Here is a 23,551-nt window from a genome sequence, read left to right as displayed (position 1 = left end):
CCAGGTGACGACCTCCGCGCCCTACGACCTGGGCCCCGGCTTTCGCCGGGGTGCGCGGGCGGGAGCGGCAGCGCGTTCGTGTTTTTCGTGTTTTTCGTGGTCAGACTTTCGGACGTCAGACCAAGCACCACCGTGGGAAGGATTGGCCGCATTTCCTTGCCTCCCCGCCCTCCCCGGCTAAAACCCTGCGCCATGTCTGAGCTCGCATCGACCAACCCCGCCTATGACATCACGCTTGAGCCTCAAGAGCCCGGCCGATGGATCACCCATGCGGCGGAGTCCTGGCGCAATCCGGGGGGTGGGCTCTGGGGCGGGTATGCGCTGGGGCTGTGCGTGCGCACCCTGGCGGCAGAGGCCGGCGCGGTGGGCGAGCCGCTGTCCATGACCCTGACCTATGCCGCGCGGCTGCCCTCGGGCGACCTGGAGGTGCGGACGCGCTGTCTGCGCCAGGGGGGCTCTATCGGGGTCTGGGAGGTCGAGATGCGCGGGGTCGGCGAGGAGAGCGTCGGCGTGCACGGCATGGTGACGATGGCCCGCCGGCCGCAGACCCCGCCCTTCGCCTTCGCCAAGTTGCCCGAGGCGCCGGAGCCCGAGAGCCTGCCCGCGCCGGTGCATCCGGGCGGCATGATCCATTTCGGCGCGCGGGCCTTCGAGCGGCGGACCCATGAGGGCTTTCCGCCCAAGCCCGGTCCCGACAGCCGGTCCCTGGCCTGGGTGCGTCCCCGGCAGGGGCATTGGGACAAGGCCCTGCTGGCCATGGTCACCGACAACTCCCCGCCCCGGTCGATGTATGCGCTGGAGCGGGTCATGACCACGACCCTGTCCCTGACCGTGTATCTGCACGCCACGACCGAGGAGCTGGCGGCGCTGAAGGACGACTTCATCCTGGTTGAATACGAGGGCCGGGTCGGCGGCGGCGGCGCCTCGGACGAGCGGTCGAGCTACTGGTCGCGGGGCGGCAAGCTGCTGGCGACGAGTGAGCAGCTGTCCTGGTACCGGCAGGTTCCGCCGCCGGCGACGGAGTAGACGGGGAGCGCCCCCGACGCCCGGCGCCCGACGCCCGACGCCCGACGCCTGCGCGGCGCTCGACCCACCGCACCTGCAAGGCTCGGTGACAAGATCCGTCCCGCATGCAAGACCTTCCTTCCAGGCGTTCGGGAGGAAGGCTGGGGATGAAAGTTCTTGCTCAGACCGTATCGGTCATTGGCGGCGTGCTGGCCGTCGCGACCTGGACCAGCGCTGCGATGGCGGCGGCGTCCGAATTCTCAACCCAAGTGGAGGCTCTGAAGCTCGGCGGCGCAAAGGCCGGCTTCATGGAGACCGGCTCGGCCGCCGCGGATCGCTCCCTTCTCGTGCGCAGCAGCACCGCAAGCCTCCAGGTCCTGGGCAAAACCAAGACGCGCCTGACCAACAGCTTCAAGTATCTGGCTGGCGACACGACCCCGTTGCTCACCGGCAAGTGCGTCATCCGGATGGAAGGGCGCTCGATGTTCAACATCGACTTCTCGCAGAACAAGGCCCAGGTCTATGGCTGCGAGTTCCAGGGCAAGCCCGACAACCAGTTTGCGATGGAAGTGGCGCTGCCGGCGTTCGCCGAGGCCCATCTCGGCGGGGGGCCCTTGTCCATCACAATCAGCCGCAACACGCCGGACGCCGTCGACCAGTCAATTCTGAGGGCGCGCCTCATCTATGAGGGACAGGCCTACGAGGCCCTGCCCACCGGCTTCGGTCTGGACCGTCCCATGACGCGCCGCGTGGTCCAGGGTTACAACGTCATGCGAAACGGCAAGCTGGTGGGCCGGCTGTCCTACCGCCAATCCGGTGTCACCTCCGTGAAGGACCAGGCCGATATCGTGGTCCCGATGTCAGAGGCCGACGGGCGCACCGCAGTCCTGTTCATGATCATGTCGCTGAACGCCATGCCTGACGTCTATGCGTCCCAGGTGCGCGAGGAACTCGCCGCGCGCTAGGGCCCGCCCTGGGTCGGTCTAGAGCTGCATCACCCCAGCGTCCGGCGCATCGGCGTAGAGGCGGTCGACCTCTGAGGCGCGGCGGTCGATGACGGCGCGGCGGTTGATGGTGCCCTTGTCGGAGATTTCGTGGGCGTTGGCGCTAGGCGGGTCCTTGAGCAGCAGGGCGCGCTTGATGCGGGCCGCGCCGCCGTGCTGGGCGCCGTTGAAGGCGCGCAGGCGGGCCTCGATCTCGGCGGGATCGGCGCCGGCCGTGGGCCACAGCATCAGGCCAAGATAGGGCCGGCCGTCGTCGCAGAGCACCAGGTCGAGGACCAGGGGCGACAGGGCCTTGATCAGGCCGTCGCGCAGGCCCCCGCCATAGACCCAGGTCCCGCTGGAGAGCTTGAACTCCTCGGCCGCGCGGCCCGCGAAGGCCAGGCCCTGGCCGGGATCTTCCGGGTCATGGAACACGGCGAGGTCGCCGGTACGGTAGAAGCCTTCCTCATCGAAGGCCGCGGCGGTCTTTTCCGGCTCGTCCAGATAGCCTGCGGTGACCATGGGGCCGGCGGCGCGGACCTCATAGCGGTCGCCGACGGGGGCCAGTTTCAGGGTCGCGCCGGGGGCCGGAAGGCCGATGCCCACCTTGTCGGTCGGAAAGTGGATGACCATGAAGGCCGAGACGGTTTCGGTCATGCCGTAACCGCTGGTCATCATGATGCGGTGGCCGGTCTCGGCCACAGCGGCGGCCTGCAGCCGGTCATAGACGGCTTGGCTGAGGCCCGCGCCGCCATAGAGCATCAGCCGCATCTTCTTGAAGAAATTGGCGCGCAGGACCGGGTCCTGCTCCAGGGCGTCCACCAGCATGGTGTAGCCGAGGGGCACGTTGTTGAAATAGCTGACCGAGACGTCGCGCAGATTACGGATGGAGGTCTCAAACAGGCCCGGCGCCGGCTTGCCGTCGTCGATATAGAGGGTCCCGCCCTCCATCAGGGTGGTGCGCAGGACGAAGGCCCCGGCGGCGTGGTGCCAGGGCAGCCAGTCGAGCATGTTCTCATGCCAGCCCGCCGCCTCGCCGATGGTCTGCTGACACTGCACCGCGTTGGCGACCAGGTTGTCGAAGGTGATCGGCACGACCTTGGGCAGGCCGGTGGAGCCGGAGGTCAGCATCAAAGCCGCGCGGTCGTCGGGCTTCAGGCGCGCGATGGAGGCGGCGACGGCCGGCGTGACCGGAGTGGCCAGCAGGTCGGCATAGGCCGTGGCCGGCTTGGCGATCTTGGAGGGGTCGGTGGTGACGATGCGCGCGCCGCTGAGGTCCAGGGTCTCCAGCGCGCCCTTGGCCAGGTTGCTGTCCTCGGCGAAGACCACGGCGGGCTTCACCTTGGCGATGACGTGGGCGAGGCGCCCATAGTCGCCGCCCAGGGCCGCATAGGTGACGCTGACCGGACAGGCGGCGCGGCCGCTGGCCTGGGCCGCGAAGCTCATCACCGCGAAGGCCGGGGTGTTGCCGGCCAGGATCAGCACCGGCCCTGCCTGCTCGACATTCATCAGCCACTGGGTGGCCGCGTCCATGTCGCGCTTCAGCTGGGCGAAGCTGGTGAACACCCACTCGCCGTCGACGCCTCGCTGAGCCAGGGCCGGCTTGTCGCCGCTGATCTCGACCCGCTTGGCGAACGCCGCCGGGATGTTGGCGTCGTAGGCCTTCAGCGGGACCTTCGAGCGGATCAGGATGGTCCCGTCGGCGCGACGCTCGATGTCGAGGTCCACCGGCAGGAGGTTCGCCTCGCGGAACGGCGCATTCGCCGGGTTCATCCCATCGGCCACGATCAGACCCCCACGACCAGGCTGACCGTGGTGGTGGTCGAGCCGCCGATGTTCAGGGTCTGGCAGGTCTTGGCGCCCTCGACCTGGTAGTCGCCGGCCTGGCCGGTGACCTGCTTGAAGGCGTCCAGCGCCATGCGCACGCCGGTGGCGCCCACGGGGTGACCCAGGCCGATCAGGCCGCCGGAGGGATTGATCGGCAGGCGGCCGCCGATCTCGATGTCGCCGGCCTCGATGGCCTTCCAGCTTTCGCCGGGCGCCGTCAGGCCCAGGTGGTCGATGGCCATGTATTCGGTGGTGGTGAAGCAGTCGTGGGTCTCAACCACGTCGATCTGGTCAATGTCGGTGACCCCGGCGCGGGTGCGGGCGTCGAGGATGGCGCGACGGACCTGCGGGAACACATAGTCCTGGCCCTGGCTGGCGCGGATCTTGGCCTCATAGGAGATGGGCGCGGAACGGTGGCCCCAGCCCTTGATGCGCGGGAGGCTTTCCAGCGGGATCCCGTGCTGGGCGGCGTATTCGGCGGCGCGCTTTGGCGAGGCGAGGAAGACCACGGCGGCGCCGTCGGTGACCTGGCCGCAGTCCTGCTTGCGGGTCAGGCCCTCGACCACGGGGTTGGCCTCGTCGTCCGCGGTGAAGCTCTTCTCGTTGAACTGCCAGCTGCGGGTCTGGGCGTTGGGGTTGCGCTTGGCGTTGGTGAAGTTGACCTCGGCGATGCGCATCAGGTGCTCGTACTTGAGCCCGTAGCGGCGGTCATATTCCTCGGCCAGGTCGGAAAAGGCCTTGGGCCAGGGAAACTTGGCGTCGAGATATTCGTGGCCGGCCCAGGCGGCGGCGCCCAGGTTCTCGGCCGCTTTCTGGCCGGAGACGTTGCGCATCTGCTCCATGCCGAGGACACACGCCAGGTCGTAGCGGCCAGCCTCGATCTCGGAGGCGGCGGCCAGGATGGCGACGCTGCCCGAGGCGCAGGCGGCCTCGTGCCGGGCGGTGGGCAGGCCGTCGAAGTCCGGGTGCACCAGGCCGAAGAAGCCGCCCAGCAGCCCCTGGCCGGCGAACAGATCGCCGACGAAGTTGCCCACGTGGCCGGTCTCCACGTCCTTGGCGTCCAGGCCGACGGCGTTCAGGCCCTCGCCCACGACCTCCGAGAATGCGTCGGCCATCTCCATGCCCTGGCGGGCCCAGTTGTTGGCGAAATCGCTCTGCCAGCCGCCCAGAATGTAGACCATGGTTTCCTCGCCCGGCCGCCCGCGCGGCCCAATCTGATTGTGGGTTCGACTATACAAGCGTCGGGTCGGGGGCCAAGGCCGCCCGGCCGTCCATGAAGGCCGCGAACGCCTGGTGGGCGTCCGGATAGGTTTCGCGCGGCCCGGCCTGAAGCGCGGTGCGCACGGCGCCGCCGACCTGGCCCTCCGAGAACTGCACCGGCTGGCCCTCGACCGAGAAGGCCGCGCGGACCCGGCCGCCGCCGCTGACCAGGGTCTGTCCGCTGACATCGCAGGCCTCGCTGACCAGCCAGGCGACCAGGGGCGCGACGTCGGCGGGGTCCATGCGCTCGGCCAGGCCAGGCGCGAGGTGCTGCTCGGTCATCGCGGTCACCGCATAGGGGGCGATGGCGTTGATCATCAGGTTGCGGGGGCGGCCCTCCACCGCCAGGCCCTTCACCAGCCCGATCAGGGCGGCCTTGGACGAGGCGTAGGCGGCCATGCCGTCGCCGCCATGCAGGCCGGCGGACGAGGCGCTGACCACGATGCGGCCGGCGGGCGCCTTGGAGAGCTCCCCCCATGCGGCCTGAACCAGATGGAAGGCGCCGAAGAAGTTGATGTCGAAGATGCGCTGGAACCCTTCGCGGGTCTGGCGGTGCAGGCGCTGGGTCTCCGGCACGCCGGCGTTGGAGACCACGGCGTCCAGCCGGCCGTACTCGGCCAGGGCCTGGGCGACCAGGGCCTCGCCGGTGTCGGGCGCCTCGGCGGGCTCGTAGTTGGCGACGGCCTGGCCGCCGGCCGCGTGGATTTCATCCACCACGGCGTCGGCGCTGGAGGGCTGGGTCCGGTCGACCCAGCGGTTGTTGACGACCAGCATGGCGCCACGGGCCGCGAGGTCCAGGGCGTAGGCGCGGCCCAGCCCCTTCCCTGCTCCGGTTACGATCACCGCCCGGCCATCCAGCCTGGCGCTCTCCGCGATCCTGTCCGTCATGCGCGTCCTCCGAAGCTGATCATCCACGGATCGTTTCGTTATGCAAGCGACCTAGAGGAGGTCGCCGCGAAACGGCGTCGCCAGGGGTCGGGTCAGCAGGCCAGGCGCCGCCGCGGTGACGACGGGGATGGCGTTCAGCACCGAACCGGCGACAGCGATCTGCTCGGCGGAGGTCGGGCTGGTGTCGCCCTTCCGCTTCTCCAGCTCGACGGCGAGGCGCACGCCGGGCTGGCCCTCGATGTGGATGGTCCAGAGCGACGGGTGCGGGTCGGGCAGATGGGCGGTCTCCATGTACCACTGGATGGACATGGTCAGGCGGGTCTGACCGGCGACGATCCCGCGCCAGCGCCAGTTGATGTGGCTGATAGCGCCTTCAGCGATCGCGCCGGCGGCGATGCTCAGAGGCTCGGTGGCCGGGAAGACGCGATGGTCGGTCTCCACCCGCTCCAGGGGCAGGTTCAGGTGCTCGGCCATGGCGGCGAGCACCTCGGTGTACATGCCGTTCAGCGAGCTGGCCGGCCCCCAGGCCGGATCATTGGGGTTCACCGTTTGAGGATCTGAGCCGAAGCCCAGGATCTTGAATACATAATCCGGATTGCGGACCGGGCGGCAGTCGACGCTCTCGACCACCTCGATATGGTCCAGCTGCTGGCAGACGCCCGAGGCGACCACGGCCAGCTGCTCACCCGCGAACCCGGGGTTCAGGCCTGCCGCCATCAGGGTCGAGCCGCCCTGCCGGCAGGCCGCCTCCAGGGCCGCCAGGCGCTGCGGCTCAGCATGAGAAGGCTTGGAGTAGCCATTGATACTGATGACGTTCTTGCCCGAAGCCAGCAGCTTCAGGATCTCGGCGTCATGGCTGCCATAGGGCGGCGCCAGGCGCGCGCAGTGGATCACCACGTCGGCGTCGAGGGCCAGGATCTCGTCGATGTCGCGGGTGGCGATGACGCCGGTGGGCGGGCGACGCGCGATGTCGCCCGCGTCCCGGCCGGCCTTGTCGTCGCCATAGACGTAGAGGCCGACCAGCTGCATCGCCGGATGGTCGATCACCGCCCGCAGGCAGTTCTTCCCCATGGCCCCGGTGGCCCATTGGACGACTCGATAGGTCATGCCTGTCCTCCCTTGGGCGGAGGTCTAGCGGACTTCGTATCGTTATGAAAGTGACTAGAGCGCGCTCCCACGTGTCATCCCGCATGGAGCGGCGGAGCCGCGGAAGTGCGGGACCCAGATGCGCGGGGCTTTCCGGATAGATCGGTGTCTATGGGTCCCGGTCTTCGGCTACGCCGAAACCGGGATGACACCTTGGGTCACTCGGCCGGCTCCAGCACCCGCGCCGCCTCGACCACCTCGAAGGTCACGTCGTGGGGTTCGACCGGCTGGCTGCAGCAGGAGCAGGTGACGGCCGGCTCGAGGTCGTGGCCGTCGGCCTTGTGGCGCAGGAGCAGCGGCGGGCCTTCTGGGGAGACATAGTACTGATCGCCCCAGCGCATCAGCATGAGCAGGACGGGATAGTAGTCGACGCCCTTCTCGGTCAGCCGGTACTCGAACCGGCGGCCGCCAAGCTCGTGCACCCGGATCACACCCTGGGCCGTCAGCCAGGACAGGCGCTCCGACAGGATGTTCGTGGCCATGGCGGTGTCGCGGTGAATCTCGTCGAACCGGCGCAGGCCGGTGAAGATTGAGCGCAGGACCAGGCTCGCCCAACGGTCGCCGGTGATCTGGGCCACGTCGACCATCATGCCCGAGGCGCCCTCGGCGGCATGGCGCTGCTGGCGGCGGCGGCTGTAGCGGGCGGCCATCCAGCCGACGCCGGGGCCTTCGGTCCAGTCCACGTCGCGGGCGCTGATCTCGTCGCCGCACTTCAGGCAGGTGGGCACCGGCTCGAAGACGTGGCCACAGGTGCGGTGGCGCAGGCGCAGCTGCAGCTTGCCCTCCTGGGGCGCCCAGCGGCGCTCCCAGCGCAGCATCATCAGGGCCGGCCAGTAGAGGTCGCGCCCCTTGGCGGTCATCCTGTATTCAAAGCGGGGCGGCGCCTCGCTGTAGAGGGCCTTTTCCAGCACGCCGGCGGCCACCAGCCGCTTGAGGCGATCACTGAGCAGGGTCTGCAGCAGGCCGGTGCGGGCCCGGAACTCATCGAACCGACGGGCGCCGATCCAGCTCGCCTCAAGGATCAAGAGGACCGAGGTGTCGCCGACAACCTCCAGCGCCCGCCAGATCGAACAGGTGCGAATGAACTTCGGAGCGGCCATCGCGTCTCGTCAGAGCCCTTTCAATATCGGGGCCTGAAAGTCGCGGAACGAGTCCGCTTGCGCAAGCTGCATTCGCCGCCAGCCAAGTTGCTTTGGATCAATTGTCCGCTCAGGACGCAGCCACGCCCCCCAAATCCCGCCGCAGAACCTTGTTCAGGGGATTGCGCGGCAGGGCCTCTACGATTCGCAGCTTTTCTGGCAGCTTGAAGGTGGCGATGTCGTGGGCCTTCAGGTGGGCGTTCAACTCGTCCAGGGTCAGGGCCTCAACGCCGGGCTTCAGGGCCACCACCGCGCAGACCCGCTCGCCCAGGCGCTCGTCGGGATAGGCGACGCAGGCGCCCTCGCGGACCTTGGGGTGGCTTTCCACCAGGACGTCCAGCTCGGCCGGCGAGATGTTCTGGCCGCCGCGGATGATGATCTCCTTGCAGCGGCCGACGAAGCGATAGAAGCGGCCGCCGCCGTCCGGAGCGATTTCGAACAGGTCGCCGGTGCGGAAGAAACCCTGGTCGTCGAAGGCGGCGCGGGTCAGGTCTGGGGCCTTGTAGTAGCCGTCGAAGGTCATGGCGCCGCTGATGCGCAGCTCGCCCTCGATCCCCGGCTGGGTGATCTCCTGCCCCGTGGCCAGATCGACCAGGCGCGTGCGGATCTTGGCCGGGAATTGCGCAGGCCATTCAACGCCCTGCGCGCCAAACCTCGGGAAGAACCGGGCGCGTTGCTCGGCGTCCGGAATGGCCTCGCCGGTGGAGAACAGCGAGCAGCCCTCGTTGGAGCCGAACACGTTCATGACCGTGACGCCGTGGCGTTCCTGCCAGCCCTTGACCATCCAGGGCGACAGGGGCGCCGAGCCCGAGCCCAGGCAGCGCAAGGCCGACAGGTTGGTGGCCGACAGCAGGGCTTCGTTCTGCAGCAGCATGTTGAGCACGGCTGGCGGGGCGACGGTGTAGGCGACCTTCTCCTCCTGCATCTGGCGCAGGAAGATCGGCAGGTCGAAGGGATGGTGCTGGACCAGCCGGCCCTGGCACTGCAGCCAGGTCATCAGCATGCCGCCGATGGCCGCGATATTGATCAGCGGGAACGGGTTCAGGACCGTGTCGCCGGGCATCAGGCCGGCCGCCTCCACCAGGGCTTCGCCATTGACCACCCAGTGGTCGTGGTGCCGCGGCACGCCCTTGGGCATGGCCTCGGTGCCGGAGGTCCAGCAGATGGTCAGGCCCTCGGCGGCGTCGAGGTCGGCCGTGGTCGGATAGGGCGCGGTGGACGCCTGGGCGATCAGGTCCGACAGGCGATGGGCGCCATCCGGCGCCTCATCGGCCAGAGTGATGATCTCGGCGGCGGTCACCCCTTCCCGCTTCAGCTCGGTCAGCATCGCGGCGTGGTCGCAGCCATGGAAGGCGCCGACCGTCAGATAGACCTTGGGCTCCACCACCGGCAGGATCTGGCGCAGTTCGTGGCCGCGATAGGCCATGGCGACCGGGCTGAGGATCGCCCCCATCCGCGCGCAGGCCAGGAAGGCGAGCACGCCCTCCACCAGATTAGGAAGCTGGGTCGCCACCACGTCGCCGCGGCCCACGCCCAGCCCCGCAAGGGCATGGCACAGGGCGTCGACGGCGGCGTCCGCCTGGTCCCAGGTCAGGCGGCGGGGCGCAGAGCCCACCAACGCCTCGCGGTTAGGTGCGTCCGCCAGGGCCTCGGCGCCGCGTTGGACAGCCACGCCGCGGCGGAACAGGGCGTCCACCGTCTCCCCTCGCCACCAGCCTAGACGGCGATACTCGGCGACACGCTCGGGCGGACTCGGACGCAAGGCGGCTCTCCCTATTTTCTGGTTAGCCACAGAGCTCGCATAGTCAGTATCGTATTGCAAGCGACCCCGAGCGCAGGCGCCTAGAACAGCTTGCGGAAGGACACCTTCACCGTTCGCCCCCGAGGGTCGAGATAGTCGGCCTGGTAGGTGACCGGGGTCGTGCCATCGCTGGCCGTGACGGTCTGCTTTTCGTCGAACAGGTTGTCGATGGAGACCACCAGCCGCGAGCGCCGGAAGAAGGGGTGCTTCTGCAGGGCCGGCTGGAAGCCCAGGTCGGCGAACAGACGCAGATTGACCGTCGTCAGGTCCGAGAAGCTGAGGTCCTGGGCGCCGATGGCGCCGGACCCCACGACCCGGGTTCCCTCGTCCCAGTGCGCCTGCAGCGAGGCGCCCAGGCCGTTGCGGGTCAGGTTGGCCTGGAGATCGACCTGGTTCTTTGGCGTGCCGCCGCCCGAGCCGATGGCGGCGCCGTCCAGCAGGTCGAGCTTGGGCAGGCCCGGCCGGATGGTGATCTCATCCGTGAACTTGACCGTGTGATAGAGGCCGATCTGGAACATGCCCATGCCGCGCGGTGGGGTGAAGCCGCCCGGACCACCGAAGCCGCCCCCGCCAAATCCCGGTCCGCCGAATCCGTGGCCACCGCCCGGAGGGGGACCTCCCGGCGGCGGCCCATCGCCACCGGCGCCGCCCATCGGGCCGCGGGGGAAGTTCGGCTGAGGCCCGAAGCTGCGGCGGTAGTTGAAGCCGGTGCGCAATTCCGAGGTGTCGCGCCGGTCGAAGTTCACCGGCCGGGCGTCGATCTGGATCAACTGGCCCGCCGCGCTGCGGATGAACCGGTCCGGGAAGGCCGCCTCCACCTGGGTCGAGGCGCTGGGGAAGCTGGAGATCAGGTTGTCGGTCCGGCTGTCGATATAGTCGGCGCTGAAGGTCAGGTTGACCTTGGACCAGGGCGTGAGGTTGAGGCCCAGCTTCATCACCCTGCCCTCCTGGGCGTCCAGGGCGCGATTGCCACCGTCGAGGCGGGAGATCACCACCGTCTGGCCGGTGCGGAAGTCATAGACCTGGACGCCGGGCGTCACCTGCTCCGGGTCGCCGATCTGCTGCAGGGTGGGCGCGCCCTGGTCGCGGGTCACCGAGGCGATGAGGCGGACGGGCTTCACCGGCGACCAGTTGAGGCCATAGCCCACCGTGGACAGATTGCCGAAGTCGGAGAGCTGGTCGCTGGCCAGGTTGAGGTTGACCGTCAGGTCGCCGAGCCCGGCGAGGACGTCGTTGCGGACGCTGGCCAGGGGCAGGTCGACGTTCAACTTGGCGCTGGCCGTGTCGCGGGACAGCTCGCCGGAGCGGGCGACGCCGGCGCGCACCGAGTCGCTCTCCAGCTTGGTGGACTCGTAGCCCACGGTCAGGATGGTGTTCACCGCCCCGGCCGGCAGCCGGAAGGGCGAGCCGCTGATGTCCGCCTGGCTGTCGAAGCTGGTGGAGACCGAGTTCGAGGTGTCGCGATAGCCCACGCCGGACAGGATCCGCTGGGTCGCACTGTCCGTCTCGGTGCGGTCGAGATTGGCGGTGGCGGACCAGCGCCAGCCTTGGAAGCCGCCGTTCAGCGCCCCGCCGAGATGCCCAGTGACGACGGAGCCGTCGCGGGTGAGCGGCCCTGAGGCCACGGTGTTCAGGCCCAGCAGGCTGGTGGTGTCGGCGGACTCCAGGCTGAGATTGACCGTCCCCGCGCCGCCTTCCCAGAGAGGCTTGGTCAGCACCGTGTTGAGCGCCCAGGTCTGCTGGTCCGGGATCAGGGTGCGATAGGCGGCGTCGGACCGGGGCGCCGCCAGGTTGCGGTCGGTCTCCAAGAGCCGGTTCTGGTCGCTCGCCTTGGCGTCGATCATCAGCCGCGAGCCGTCGCGGATGGTGAGTTGGTTCAGGTCGATATCGGACACGTCGGCGCCGCCGCTGGCCGTGCCGAACTTGTAGCCGGCCTGGGCGGTCAGGGCGTTGAAGCGGCGACGCAGGACCAGGTTCACGACCTTCTGGTCGGCCCGGTAGCCGTATTTGAGCGCGACCTCCTCCGGCAGGATGTCGACCCGAACGATGGCCTCGGTCGGGATGTCGTGGATCTCGCGGAAGCTGGAGACCCGCGCGCCATTGACCAGGACCACGGGCCGTCCGCCGGCCGCGCCGCCGCGCGAGGTGGTGGTCTGGGGCGCCAGGGCGGCGATCAGCTCGGTGACATTGGCCGCGCCATAGGCCCGGATCTCGCGCGGCGTCAGGGTCACTTCGGCCGGAATGTCGCCGACCACCGCGCCGGGCAGCCGACCGGACGCCGTGACGGTGATGCCCTCAACCTCGGTGACGTCATCGGCCTCGACAGGGGTCTTGGCCTGTGCGGCGGGTGTGGTCTGGGCCAGGGCCGGCGAGGCCGCCAGGGCGACAACGCCCGCCATCAGCAGCTGACGCAGGCTGGCGGAGAACGGCGGAGGGGTCGGGGAGAATTTCAAGCGGAACCTCTTACTGCGCCGAAGCGAACGGACTCACCTCTCGGCGCTTCGTGTTGCGAGCGTATTGCGCGCCCTTGTCGCGAAGGTGGCGCCGGGTTGCGGCCTGGACATGTCGCCTACCTGGACCGGGACCGCATTGACGACCGGGGCGCAGAACGGCAAACCTGGGCCATGGTTCACGCCGCGCGCAGAAATCAGCAGCAGCAACGCCCGTCTTCGGCGGCGTTGGCGCGCGCGCAGGTCCTGGCCTAGATTTTCAGCACAGGATCCGAACCCGCCACCCCGCCCGGCCGGCGGGGTTTTTCGTGTCCGCTGTCCGGGGTCCTCTTCCAACCAAGGAACACCCGATGACCAAGTTCTACCCCGATGACGACGCCGTGGCCCATCTGGGCCTGCGATTCAGCGACCGCAGCCTGCCCAAGGCTGAATGGACCCATGCGGGTCATTTCGCCGCCGCGCTCTGGCTTTTGCGGGCGCGGCCGGATCTCGACCTGCCGGCCGCCATGCCGGACATGATCCGGGCCTACAACACCGCAACCGGCGTCGAGAACAGCGACAGCTCCGGCTATCACGAGACCATCACCCTGGCCTCGATCCATGCGGCGCAAGCGGTGCTGGCGGCCTGGGGGGACAGGCCGCTGCACGAGGTGGTCGATAGGCTGATGGAGACCGAACTCGGCGGTTCGGGCTGGCTGCTCACCTACTGGAGCAAGGACCGACTGTTCTCGGTCGAAGCGCGGCGGGGCTGGGTCTCGCCGGATCTCCAGCCCCTGCCGGCCCGTTTTTAGGCGGCGACCCGCTGGGTCTGGCCTTGGTAGCGGTCGATGGCGACGCGCAGGACGTTCAGGTCGCCTTCCAGTTGGGCGCGACGGCGGTCCAGGGCGTCCAGGATCTGAGCGTGGCGCGCTTCGCCGTCTTCCAGGCTCAGGATGGTTTCGATCTCTTCCAGGCCCAGGCCGGCGCGGCGCAGCTCAGCGATGGCGCGCAGGCGCTCGCGGGCGTCCATGTCGTAGAGGCGGCGGTTGAACATGTCGCGACCGCTCTCGACCAGGCCACGCTCCTCGTAGAAGCGGATGGCGCGCGGGGTCAGGCCGTAGAGTTCGGAAAGTTGGGTGATGGTCGCCATGGACCGGGTCGCCGTCGCCATAGAAATCTCCCGTCTCGATGCGGCCGCGAAATTTCGCTTGCCGTGTGAAGCTGCGAAACACCTTACGCACCGGCACGGCAAAAAAGTCAGCAATTTCCTGCTGCATGGCCCGCGGAAATGGGCCAAGGTGTGAACGCGCTCGCAGCGCAACTTGTGAAACTGCAAAATTGCGAAACTGATGGCGGACAAGCTCTTCATCGGCCCGAAGGTCAAGCGGCTGCGCCAGGAGCGCGGCTGGACCCTCGACGCGGCCAGCGGTCTCTTGGGCCTGTCGATCAGTTACCTGTCGCAGATCGAGGCCAACCAGCGCCCGGTTTCGGCCCGCGTGCTGCTGGCCATGATCAAGGCCTTCGAGGTGGACGCCTCGGCCCTGGACGCCGACGATGACCAGCGCCTGATCGCCGACCTGCGGGAGGCCACGGCGGGCCTGAACGATGCGCCAGGCGCCCTGTCCTTCACCGAGCTGAAGCATGTGGCGGCCACCGCGCCCGTCTTCGCCCACCGGTTCCTGGAACTGCACCGGGCCTATGCGCGGCTCGAGGACCGGCTGCGCCAGGCTGACGCCGCCGTGGCGGTCGACGAGACGGCGGCGGCCTCGTCCCTCCTGCCCTATGAGGAGGTGCGGGACTTCTTCCACTACAAGAACAACTATCTGCATGAGCTGGACCTGGCCGCCGAGGCCCTGGCCGAGCGGCTGAACCTGGGGGGCGCGGGCGTCCATCTGGAAGCGGTGCTGGACACCTATCTGCGCGAGACCATGGGCCTGACCGTGGTCCGCGACGGTTCTGGCGACCTGATGCGCCGCTATGACGCCGCGACCAAGACCCTGGTGCTGAACGCCGCCCAGCCGGCGGCGACACGCTGTTTCCAGATGGCCTTCCACATCGTCTCGGCGGAGCTGGGCGGGCTGGTCGACGCCGAGTTGGCGGCGTCCGGCCTGCACAGCCAGGCGGCGCGCGATGTCTGCCGAGTGGGGCTGCGGAACTATGCGGCGGGCGCCCTGGTCCTGCCCTATCGCCGGTTCGCCGGAGCGGCGCGGGAGCTGCGGCACGATGTCGAGCAGCTGGCGCGGCGGTTCCAGTCCAGCCTGGAACAGGTCTGTCACCGGCTCTCGACCCTGCAGCGGCCGGGCGCGCGGGGCATACCCTTTTACTTCGTGCGCCTGGACCACGCCGGCAACATCACCAAGCGGCACAGCGCCACGCGCTTCCAGTTCGCCCGCTTCGGCGGGGCGTGTCCGATGTGGAACGTCCACGACGCCATCGGCCATCCGGACCGGTTCCTGGTGCAGGTGGCGGAAATGCCGGACGGCGCGCGCTATCTTTGCGTGGCGCGCAGCGTGGTGAAGCGCTCAGGCGCCTTCCTGGAGCCGGACCGGCGCTATGTGCTCGGCTTCGGCTGCGAGCTTCAGTACGCCGACGCCCTGGTCTATTCCGAAGGGGTGGACATCAATGGTCGGCCCGCGCGGATCGGGGTCTCGTGCCGGATCTGCGAGCGCAACGACTGTCCACAGCGCGCCTTCCCGCCGGTGGACCGGCCGATCTGGGTGCCCGGCGACGAGCGCACCGTCGTGCCCTATCGGATCAGCTAGATGGCGGCGGCTCCAAAGCGTCGGACGCGTCTGGCGCCGGAAGATCGGCGCAACGCGATCCTGGACCAGGCCGCGGGCCTGGTGATCGACCAGGGCCTGTCCGGCCTGACCATGGAGGGCGTGGCGGCGCGCGCTGAGGTCAGCCCCGCCCTGCTCTATCACTACTTCCCAAGCCGGCTCGACCTGCTGCAGGCGGTGCTGCGGCGGGAGTACGAGCGGCTGCACGCGGCCCAGGCGATCGAGAATACGGCGTCTGCGGACTTCGAGGACATGGTGCGCCGCATGACGGCCTTGTCCCTACGCCAGTCCGAGGAGCGGGGGCTGCTGATCGAGCGGCTGATGAGCGATCCGGGCGTGGTGGCGGCCTTCGAGGTCGAGAACCGCGCCGACCGCCGGGCGGCGGTGCGCTTTCTGTCCCGGCGACTGGCCCGCGCGCATGACATCGTGGAGGCCGAGGCCGAGGCGATTGTCGAGCTGTGCATGGGGATTACGGCGGCGGCCGGCGCCCGGATCGCGGCGGGGACCGCGACGCGGGTCAAGATCGAGCCCCTGACCATCGGCATGATCCTCGGCGCGATCAGCGCCGGCGTGGCGGAGATCAAGCGCCGCTAGACCCTCGTCAGCTGGAAGACCGCGATCTCGCCGGCTCGCAGGACGGGCAGCGGCAGTCCCAAGGCCTGGATCAGGTCGCCGGTCGTGCGCACCGCCTGCCCTTTAAGGAGGTCCGGGGTGAAGCGATTGGGCGGGGCGGGACGCTGATTGAGCAGCGTCACCTCGTAGGTCTGCTTAGGCTCAAGGCCGGTCAACCGCAGGGGCGCAGAGGTCGCGTGCGGGGACGTCTCCAGCTGGGCGTAGCTGGCCAGGGCCTGGTCCTCAGCCACGACCAGCCCGGCGACCGCGCCGGGGTCGGCCGGGTCCTGACGCAGGACCCGGCCACCGTGCAGCAGGGGTCGCAGGCGCTTGTGCAGAGCGATCGCCTCAGCCAGGCGCGTCCGGTCCTTGTCCGGGAAGTCGCGGACGTCGGCCTCGATCCCCATGTGGCCGAACAGGGCGGTGTAGGCGCGCAGCATCAGGCTGGTGCGCCGCGCCGTGGTGTGGCTGGCGGCCGGCCCCACATGGGCGCCCATGACCTCGGGCGGAAAGAAGATCGAGAAGCCCTGCTGGATGGTCTGGCGCTCGACCGGATCATTACAGTCCGAGGTCCAGATGCGATCCGTGCGCTTCAGGATCTCGAAATCGGCGCGGCCGCCGCCGGAGGCGCAGCTTTCGATCTCGACGTCCGGATGGGCGGCGCGCAGCCGGTCGATCAGGGCGTAGACGGCCAGGGTCTGGCGACGGCTGGCGGGACGTCCGCGGCTGGCCGCATGGGTCAGGTCCCGGTTCATGTCCCATTTGAGGTAGCCGATCTCGTGCTGGGCCAAGAGGGCGTCGAGCCGGGCGAACAGGTGGTCGGCGACCTCCGGACGGGTGAGGTCCAGCACATACTGGCCCCGGCCCACGGGCTGGGCGCGGTCGTCCACATGCAAAAGCCAGTCGGGATGGGCGCGGACGAGGTCGCTGTCGAGATTGGCCATTTCCGGCTCGACCCACAGGCCGAACTCCAGGCCGAGGCCGCGGACGTGATCGATCAGGGACGTCAGGCCGTCGGGATACTTGGCGGCGTCGGGGATCCAGTCGCCCAGGCTGGTGGTGTCGTCATTGCGGCCCTTGAACCAGCCGTCGTCGAGGATGAAGCGCTCGGCCCCCACCTCGGCGGCGAGATCGGCCAGGGCCTTGAGCTCAGTGAGGTCGTGGCGGAAGTAGACCGCCTCCCAGGTGTTGAAGTGCACCGGCCGGGGCTTGGCCTTCAGCCGCCCGCCCAGGATCACCTCGCGGACAAAGGGATGGAAGCGGTCCGACAGGCCGTTCAGGCCGGCGCCGGAGCGCGCGGCGTAGAGGATCGGGGTGTCATAGGTCTCGCCGGGCGCCAGGCTGACCTCGCCGGGCAGGAAGAGTTCGCCGCCCTGGAGTTGGATACGGCCATCGCGCAGGCGTTCGGCCAGCATGCGGGCGTCGCCGCTCCAGGCCAGGTGGGCGCCGGTGACCTCGCCCGTCGCCTGGCTGAAGCCCGCCTCCCCCACCAGCATGTAGGGCGGGGCGTGGTGCGAGGTGCGGCCGGTGCGGTTGTCCTTGAGCACCAGGCCGGTGGGCAGGGCCTGGCGCACGGTCTGGAACTCGCGGGCCCAGCGGCCGTCGAACATCATCAGTTCCCCCGCCGCGAACGGCAGGGCGCAAGGGCTCATCCAATCGAGCGCCAGGGCGTCGTCGCCGGTGTTGGTCAGGCGGGCGCGGAAGGCGGCGACGCCGGTGGCGGGGTCGAGCGACAGGCTGAGCCGCACCGCCAGACCCGCCGCAGGATCCGCAAGCTCGATGCTGAGCCCGTCCGCGGTAAGTTCATAGCCGGCGGCGCGCATCTGGCTGACGAAGCCGCCGCCCGCGCGGTGGGCGATCAGGGCCGGATGGCCAGTGAAGCCGTTGCCGGCCTCCGGGAACAGGTCGAGGGCCTCGCCGGCGTCCAGCACGCCGCCTGAGGGCAGGGTCGCCTGGGCCAGGACCTCGACGGCGCTGTCGTCGAGGTCGGGTGGCAGGCCCGGTCCCCAATAGGCGAGCTTTGGCCGTCCGGCGTCCAGCCAGATGAGCAGGGTCTGTCCGCCGCCGTCGAGCCTGAGCATGGCCACCTCCGGCCGCCATGGTTGCCGTGATGCGCGGACGGCCTCAAGCCCAGAGGGGCGAGGACGCCTTCAGCACCCGGGACATCAGGATCATCTGGGCGACCCTCTGACCGGTCTTCGGGTCGGTCAGCGAGGCTTCGTACCAGACGATCTCGGTCTTCGGCGACTCCGACAGGGCCAGGACCCGGCCTGAGGCCAGGTAGTCATGGTCGGCCAGGATGGGGCCGTTCAGCATCTGCAGTTCGATCGCGCCGAACATGCCGACGAAGTCCTGCACCTTGGCGAACAGCGGGCCTTCGACGGCGCGTAGGGCGTCGATGGCGGTTGCGGGCGGGGCCACGCGACCTGCGAAGCCTTCGCCGCCGTGATAGCGAGGCAGATCCTCGGTGATCATGGCCAGGCGGGGCGCGCCGCGCGCGCTGTCCACCCGGGCCGGGACATCACGCACCTCATCCCCGACGCTCACGCCGGCCAGAATGCGCAGGTCTTGAGCCGGTCGCACGCCCTTCAGGCGCCCGCGCAGGGCCGAGAACTCGTCAGGCCCGGCCAGGACGGCTGTGCCTTCGCAGACCCGTCCGCCGTCTGCGTTCTGCATCCAGACCTCGGCGCGGCCGGGCGCCTCCAGGCGGGCGAAGGCCTGGACCGGCTCGCCATCCGTGGTGGGGGTCAGGAAGTAGAGAGACAGGCCGCCGGTGCGGGCGAAGGCTGCGCCCAGGGCCGCCTCGAGCAACGGCGGGAACTGTTCGAAGTGGATGTTGGCGGCCACCGTGCCGCCGCGAAAGCCGAGGCGCTGGGCTGTGGCGTCGTCGTGGATGGAGCCGGCCGCCAGCTTCGACGCATTGGCCGGCCGGCGCACCGGGCCGCTGAGGACGCCGTCGGTCTCGGACAGGCGGAAGGGCTCGCTATTGGGCATCAAATCCTCCTTGGCGCTTGACCTAGCGGCCTGCGGCTTCTTCTATTGTAGATATACTCCAATAACGGACCGAGTCCATGGATCTGGATTTCACCCCCACCGACCTGGCCTTTCGGGACGAGGTGCGCGCGCTGATCGCTCAGACCTTTCCGGATCATGCGCCGCGCGAGCAGAACGCCGACGACGAGGCGCGGTGGCGCGACGCCCTGCTGGCCAGAGGCTGGGCGGCGAACAAGTGGCCGGTCCAGTTCGGCGGTCCCGGCTGGAGCGCCACCCAGGCCTTCATCTGGGAACGCGAGACCAGCCGGGCCGGCCTACCGCCGCAGGTGGGCGGGATGGGCATGGGCATGCTGGCGCCGATCCTGTTCGGCTATGGCTCGCCGCAGCAACAGGCGCGGTTCCTGCCCGATATCCTGGCCGACAAGGTCCGCTGGTGTCAGGGCTATTCCGAGCCGGGCGCGGGCTCGGACCTGGCCTCTCTGCGCACGGCGGCCGAGCTGGAGGGCGACCACTATGTGATCACCGGCGAGAAGGTGTGGACCAGCGGCGCCCACCAGGCCGACTGGATGTTCTGCCTGACCCGCACGGCGACCGAGGCCAAGAAGCAGGCCGGAATCACCTTCCTGCTGGTGGATATGCGCACGCCCGGGATCGAGGTCTCGCCAATCATCTCCCTCGACGGCCGCCACAGCTTCAACCGGGTGACCTTTGACGGCGTCCGCGTGCCCGTCGAGAACCGCATCGGCGAGGAGGGCCAGGGCTGGACCTACGCCAAGGGCCTCCTGACTCACGAGCGCACGGGCCAGGCCTATGTCTCCCTGTCGCTAAACCTGCTGGCCGGGATCCGCGCCGCGGCCACCGACAACGGCCTGATCCGTGAGCCCGGCTTCGCACGCCGGCTGATGGAGACCGAGATCGAACTCAAGGCCCTGGAAATGACCGAACTGCGCACCCTGTGGGAAGTGGCGGCGGGCGACGCCCCTGGCGCGCAATCCTCAATGCTGAAGCTCAAGGGCACGGAGATCGTTCAGCGTATGACGGAGCTCTATGTGGAGACCGCCGGCGACTATGCCGCGCCCTGGTTCCCGCAAGCGGCGGGCCCCGCGCCCTCCCCGCCCCTCGGCCCGGCCTGGGCCAGGCGCGAGGTCGCCCGCTACTACGAAGGCCGTGCGGCCAGCATCGCCGGCGGCACGGATGAGGTGCAGCGGAACATCATGGCCAAGGCGGTGTTGCGGGTTTGAGCGAATTCCCCGCACATCCGGGCGAAGGCCGGGATGTGCGGGGGAAATGCTAGAGCCCCTGGTCGCCGCGCAGCAGCTTGCCGGGGACTTCGCCGGTCCAGGCGCCGTTCTCGAAGGTGACCTTGCCGGACTTGACGGTCCAGCGATAGCCGCGGGCGGTCTGCAGCAGGCGGGCGCCGCCGGCGGGCAGGTCCTGGACGATCTCCGGCGGGCCGAGGGAAAGCCCCCCGAGGTCGATGACGTTCAGGTCGGCCAGGTAGCCCGGCTTCACCACGCCGCGATCATGCCAGCCGACGTGCTGGGCGTTGCGCTGGGTGTAGCCGTGGACCAGCTGCTCGATGGGCGCCTTGTAGCCCTGCTTGGAGCCCTTGGACCACAGCTCGAGCGTGGTGGTCGGGAAGGAGCCATCGCAGATGGTGCCGCAGTGGGCGCCGCCGTCCGACAGGCCATAGAGGCTGTGCGGCCCGCTCATCATCCCCCAGACGTCGTCGAGGTTGCCGCGCGCATAGTTGATCAGCGGCATGTAGAGCAGCCGGCGACCGCCCTCCTCCAGCAGCACGTCATAGACGAAGTCGGCCGGGTCGCGGCCCAGGCGCTCAGCTTCGACGCCGAGCGAGGTCGAGGCGTCGGGCTCGTAGTCCACCGGATCGGTCATGCGGTGCATGCGGTTGAAACCCTGGACGATGATCAGGGCCATGCCGGGCGGATGGATGTGCTTGTGCTCGGCCAGGATCTTGGCCTTCACCGCCGGGTCGGCCAGGGCGGCGAGCCGCTGTTCGGTCGTCGCCTCGCGGGCCACCTCGCGGTAGGTCGGGCAGATGAAGAACGGGTTGGTGGTCGAGGCGAAGCTGAGGATCACGCCCAGGGGACGCGGGGCCACCTGGGTCTTCACGTCCAGGCCCTCGGCGTTCATGGCCGCCACCTCGCGGAAGATGTGCTTCCAGCGGTCGGGCGCGTCATCGGTCTGCTGCACGGTGAAGGACAGCTTGCGGCCGGTGGTGCGGACCAGGGCGCGGATCAGGTCCATCTCGCGCTGGGCGAAGTCGTCGTCGGGGGTCAGGTAGGCGTCGCTGATCAGCTGGATCACGCCCCGGCCCGCCCGCTTCAGGGCGCCGGCGATGCCCAGAAGCTCGGCCTCCGACGCCGTTAGGGTGCCGATGTTCTGGCCGTCGCGGCTGCGGTGGACATAGGTGCGGGAGGTGGAAAAGCCGAGGGCGCCGGCCTCCATGGCCTCGAAGGTCAGAGCCTCCATGCGGGCGAGTTCAGCATCAGACGGAACCGCCTCATGGTCGCCGCCGGCGTCGCCCATCACATAGGCGCGAAGGGCCGCGTGAGGCACGTGAGCGCCGATATCCAGCGTGTAGCTGCGGCGGGCCAGGGCGTTCAGATAGTCGGGGAAGGTCTCCCAATCCCAGGTCAGGCCTTCGGCCAGGGCCGTGCCGGGAATGTCTTCCACGCCCTCCAGCAGGTTGATCAGCCAGGCGTGCTTCTCGGGCCGGGCGGGCGCGAAGCCGACGCCGCAGTTGCCCATGGCGATGGAGGTGACGCCGTTGATCGAGGACGGCGCCAGCACGCTGTCCCAGGACACCTGGCCGTCATAGTGGGTGTGGATGTCGACGAAGCCGGGGGTGATCAGGGCGCCGTCAGCGTCCAGGGTGCGGGCGGCCGGGCCGGACACCTCGCCCACCTCGACGATCACGCCGTCCTTGACGGCGACATCGCCGCGAAAGCCGGGCGCGCCCGTGCCGTCGACGATCAGGCCGTTCTTGAGGATCAGGTCATGCATGGCGGGTCTCCGCGTCTGGAGCCAGGGCCGCGATCTGGCGCAGGCGCTCGGCGATGAGGTCGGGTTGCAGGTCAGGGGTTTCGAACATGGCGGCGGCGATGATCCGGCGAAGGGGCCCCTGCCCCTCCACCGGCACGGCGACACCGAGCACCCCAGGATTGACGGCGCCGTGGTCGAAGCCGACGCCGAGGCGGCGGGCTTCTTCCACCTCGGCCAGCCAGGCCTCATAGGCCGGCGGGCGGTTCCAGGGCACGGCGTCGAACTGGCGGCGACGCTCGGCCGGGCCCGCATCGCTGCGCGCGGCCACGAGGCGGCCCATGGCGCCGAGATAGGCCGGCAGGCGACGGCCCACGGTGAAGGCGATGCGCATGACCGCTGAGGACTCGGCGACGTGGGTCAGCTCCACCTCGTCGCCAATAACGGTCCACAGGGCGACGGTGGCGCCCAGCGCCTCGGCCGTCAGGTCCATCTGGCGCAGCATCCGAGTGTCGTCCTGGCCGGTCAGCGGCCTCGCGAGATCGGCCAGGCCCTGGGCCAACTGGTAGCGCTTGGTGCGAGGGTCGACGGCGACCAGGCCCTCATAGTCGAGGGTCCGCAGGATGTTCAGGACGGTCGAGCTGTTGAGTCCGAGTTCGCGGACAATGTCCGACAGGCGCAAGGGCTCAGTCGACTGGCCCAGGCAGCGCAGGATGGCGATGGCCGAAGTGACCGCCCCCACCGGCTTGGCCGGGGGCTCAGGCCTCAGCACATGGACCGTGGCGCTGGGCATCAGGCGGGCAGGCCCAGGATCTCGGCGGTCTGGGCGCTGGTCGCGACCGGGCGGCCGGCGGCCTTGGCCATCTCGACGATTTCGGCCACGAGTTCGGCGTTGGTGGGCGTGCGCGGACCGGCATAGTCCTCCAAGCCCACCCGGACGTGTCCCCCGCGTTCGATGGCCAACTTCGCAAGCCCCGTCTCGGCGACACAGCCGCCCAGGATGGTGACGGCCCAGGGCAGGTCGCAGCCCTCCATCATCTCCAGATAGGCCTCGAGGGCCTTCTGCGTCGGCGGCAGGCCGAAGGTGATGTCGCTCTTCTGCCCGTCCAGCATGTTGTAGGCGCCGCCGAAGTAGAACTTCACGAAGGCGCCTTTCGGCAGGCGGCCGGCCCGGTGATAGGCGAGCGTGGCGCGCAGGAACCCCGGCTCATAGACGGCGATGGACGGGCCGAGTTTTTCAGCCGCCAGCACGTCCGTCAGCCAGGCGATATCCTTGTAGCTGGTCTGGTAGACGAAGGAGGTCGTCCCCGGCAGGCCGTCGTCGCCGTGGGTGGCGAGGTTCACGGAGCCTGGGTCGAGCGCGCCCATGCGCATGCCGCGCCGGGCCAGGTCGCGATAGTGGCCGAAGCGGTCCTCCGCCGACTTTCCCCCGGCCACGGTGGCGTAGAGGATCGCGTCAGGCTGCTGGTCCAGCACCGGCGCCCAGCCGGCCCAATACTCCTGGGCGGCGGCGTCGCCGGTGGCGGTGTAGCCCTGGATGTGGGTGTGCACGACGCCGGCGCCGGCGGCGAGCGCGGCCAGGGAGTCGGTCGCGATCTCGACCGGGGTCTTGGGCGTGTGCGGCTGGCGGGACTTGGGCGTGCCGCCATTCAGCGCCGCCTCGATGATGAGCGGAACCAAGGCC

The 23,551-nt window shown here is 69.4% G+C and carries 19 protein-coding genes; 6 read left to right on the top strand and 13 right to left on the bottom strand.

The annotated features are described in order from the left end of the window. Window positions 1-192: 192 nt before the first annotated feature. Both ACFQ27_RS03260 and ACFQ27_RS03255 read left to right on the top strand, forming a co-directional pair. Window positions 193-1,026 carry a thioesterase family protein gene (locus ACFQ27_RS03260; protein WP_377352461.1) on the top strand — a complete coding sequence of 278 codons (834 nt, stop codon included), beginning with the start codon at window positions 193-195 and terminating at the stop codon, window positions 1,024-1,026. Between the two features lie 146 nt (window positions 1,027-1,172). After that, window positions 1,173-1,970: a hypothetical protein gene (locus tag ACFQ27_RS03255; RefSeq protein WP_377352460.1), complete on the top strand. Its 798-nt coding sequence runs from the start codon at window positions 1,173-1,175 to the stop codon at window positions 1,968-1,970. 18 nt (window positions 1,971-1,988) lie between these two features. Here the strand turns inward: ACFQ27_RS03255 and ACFQ27_RS03250 are convergent, their stop codons facing one another. From ACFQ27_RS03250 to ACFQ27_RS03220, 7 genes are all read right to left on the bottom strand, one after another. Next, a complete protein-coding gene (locus tag ACFQ27_RS03250) occupies window positions 1,989-3,773 on the bottom strand; it encodes an AMP-binding protein (RefSeq protein ID WP_377352457.1) in 1,785 nt (594 codons plus the stop codon). Between the two features lie 2 nt (window positions 3,774-3,775). After that, window positions 3,776-4,996, bottom strand: coding sequence for an acetyl-CoA acetyltransferase (locus ACFQ27_RS03245; RefSeq protein ID WP_374346335.1), 1,221 nt, complete (start codon window positions 4,994-4,996; stop codon window positions 3,776-3,778). A 49-nt stretch (window positions 4,997-5,045) separates the two neighbouring features. Then, a complete protein-coding gene (locus tag ACFQ27_RS03240) occupies window positions 5,046-5,963 on the bottom strand; it encodes an SDR family NAD(P)-dependent oxidoreductase (protein ID WP_374346336.1) in 918 nt (305 codons plus the stop codon). A 51-nt stretch (window positions 5,964-6,014) separates the two neighbouring features. Continuing rightward, window positions 6,015-7,070, bottom strand: a complete 1,056-nt coding sequence (locus ACFQ27_RS03235; RefSeq protein WP_377352456.1) for an NAD(P)H-dependent amine dehydrogenase family protein — start codon at window positions 7,068-7,070, stop codon at window positions 6,015-6,017. 197 nt (window positions 7,071-7,267) lie between these two features. Next, window positions 7,268-8,209, bottom strand: a complete 942-nt coding sequence (locus tag ACFQ27_RS03230; protein WP_377352455.1) for a winged helix-turn-helix transcriptional regulator — start codon at window positions 8,207-8,209, stop codon at window positions 7,268-7,270. A 109-nt stretch (window positions 8,210-8,318) separates the two neighbouring features. After that, window positions 8,319-10,010, bottom strand: coding sequence for a class I adenylate-forming enzyme family protein (locus ACFQ27_RS03225; RefSeq protein ID WP_377352454.1), 1,692 nt, complete (start codon window positions 10,008-10,010; stop codon window positions 8,319-8,321). A gap of 80 nt (window positions 10,011-10,090) precedes the next feature. Next, window positions 10,091-12,502 carry a TonB-dependent receptor plug domain-containing protein gene (locus ACFQ27_RS03220; RefSeq protein ID WP_377352452.1) on the bottom strand — a complete coding sequence of 804 codons (2,412 nt, stop codon included), beginning with the start codon at window positions 12,500-12,502 and terminating at the stop codon, window positions 10,091-10,093. A 347-nt stretch (window positions 12,503-12,849) separates the two neighbouring features. Between ACFQ27_RS03220 and ACFQ27_RS03215 the strand changes: the two genes are divergently transcribed. Next, window positions 12,850-13,290: a hypothetical protein gene (locus ACFQ27_RS03215; protein WP_377352450.1), complete on the top strand. Its 441-nt coding sequence runs from the start codon at window positions 12,850-12,852 to the stop codon at window positions 13,288-13,290. Here the strand turns inward: ACFQ27_RS03215 and ACFQ27_RS03210 are convergent. Beyond that, on the bottom strand, window positions 13,287-13,649 hold the full coding sequence (locus tag ACFQ27_RS03210) for a MerR family transcriptional regulator (protein WP_377352448.1): 363 nt from the start codon (window positions 13,647-13,649) through the stop codon (window positions 13,287-13,289). The genes ACFQ27_RS03215 and ACFQ27_RS03210 overlap by 4 nt on opposite strands. Before the next feature lie 178 nt (window positions 13,650-13,827). On the opposite strand from ACFQ27_RS03210, the gene ACFQ27_RS03205 reads away from it, so the two are divergent. Both ACFQ27_RS03205 and ACFQ27_RS03200 read left to right on the top strand, forming a co-directional pair. After that, the gene (locus ACFQ27_RS03205) at window positions 13,828-15,240 is read left to right on the top strand and encodes a helix-turn-helix domain-containing protein (protein WP_377352446.1); all 1,413 of its coding nucleotides are present in this window, start codon (window positions 13,828-13,830) and stop codon (window positions 15,238-15,240) included. Next, complete coding sequence (locus ACFQ27_RS03200; RefSeq protein WP_377352444.1) at window positions 15,241-15,852, top strand: TetR/AcrR family transcriptional regulator; 612 nt, start codon at window positions 15,241-15,243, stop codon at window positions 15,850-15,852. On the opposite strand, the gene ACFQ27_RS03195 is transcribed toward ACFQ27_RS03200, so the two are convergent. Then, the gene (locus ACFQ27_RS03195; RefSeq protein ID WP_377352443.1) at window positions 15,849-17,951 is read right to left on the bottom strand and encodes an alpha-galactosidase; all 2,103 of its coding nucleotides are present in this window, start codon (window positions 17,949-17,951) and stop codon (window positions 15,849-15,851) included. The genes ACFQ27_RS03200 and ACFQ27_RS03195 overlap by 4 nt on opposite strands. 43 nt (window positions 17,952-17,994) lie before the next feature. Next, window positions 17,995-18,864, bottom strand: coding sequence for a hypothetical protein (locus ACFQ27_RS03190; RefSeq protein ID WP_377352441.1), 870 nt, complete (start codon window positions 18,862-18,864; stop codon window positions 17,995-17,997). Between the two features lie 77 nt (window positions 18,865-18,941). Between ACFQ27_RS03190 and ACFQ27_RS03185 the strand changes: the two genes are divergently transcribed. After that, complete coding sequence (locus ACFQ27_RS03185; protein WP_374346350.1) at window positions 18,942-20,105, top strand: acyl-CoA dehydrogenase family protein; 1,164 nt, start codon at window positions 18,942-18,944, stop codon at window positions 20,103-20,105. 49 nt (window positions 20,106-20,154) lie between these two features. Here the strand turns inward: ACFQ27_RS03185 and ACFQ27_RS03180 are convergent, their stop codons facing one another. From ACFQ27_RS03180 to ACFQ27_RS03170, 3 genes are read right to left on the bottom strand one after another with little or no spacing between them, the layout of a single operon-like run. Further along, window positions 20,155-21,891, bottom strand: coding sequence for an N-acyl-D-amino-acid deacylase family protein (locus ACFQ27_RS03180; protein WP_377352439.1), 1,737 nt, complete (start codon window positions 21,889-21,891; stop codon window positions 20,155-20,157). Beyond that, the gene (locus tag ACFQ27_RS03175) at window positions 21,884-22,660 is read right to left on the bottom strand and encodes an IclR family transcriptional regulator (RefSeq protein ID WP_374346352.1); all 777 of its coding nucleotides are present in this window, start codon (window positions 22,658-22,660) and stop codon (window positions 21,884-21,886) included. Before ACFQ27_RS03175 ends, ACFQ27_RS03180 begins: the two co-directional genes overlap by 8 nt. Continuing rightward, complete coding sequence (locus ACFQ27_RS03170) at window positions 22,660-23,547, bottom strand: 3-keto-5-aminohexanoate cleavage protein (protein ID WP_377352438.1); 888 nt, start codon at window positions 23,545-23,547, stop codon at window positions 22,660-22,662. The genes ACFQ27_RS03175 and ACFQ27_RS03170 overlap by 1 nt, the downstream gene beginning before the upstream one ends. Between the last annotated feature and the right edge of the window lie 4 nt (window positions 23,548-23,551).

It is taken from the genome of Phenylobacterium conjunctum (genome assembly GCF_042679085.1).
Lineage (GTDB): Bacteria > Pseudomonadota > Alphaproteobacteria > Caulobacterales > Caulobacteraceae > Phenylobacterium > Phenylobacterium conjunctum.
This window is presented reverse-complemented; position numbering and strand designations above follow the sequence as displayed.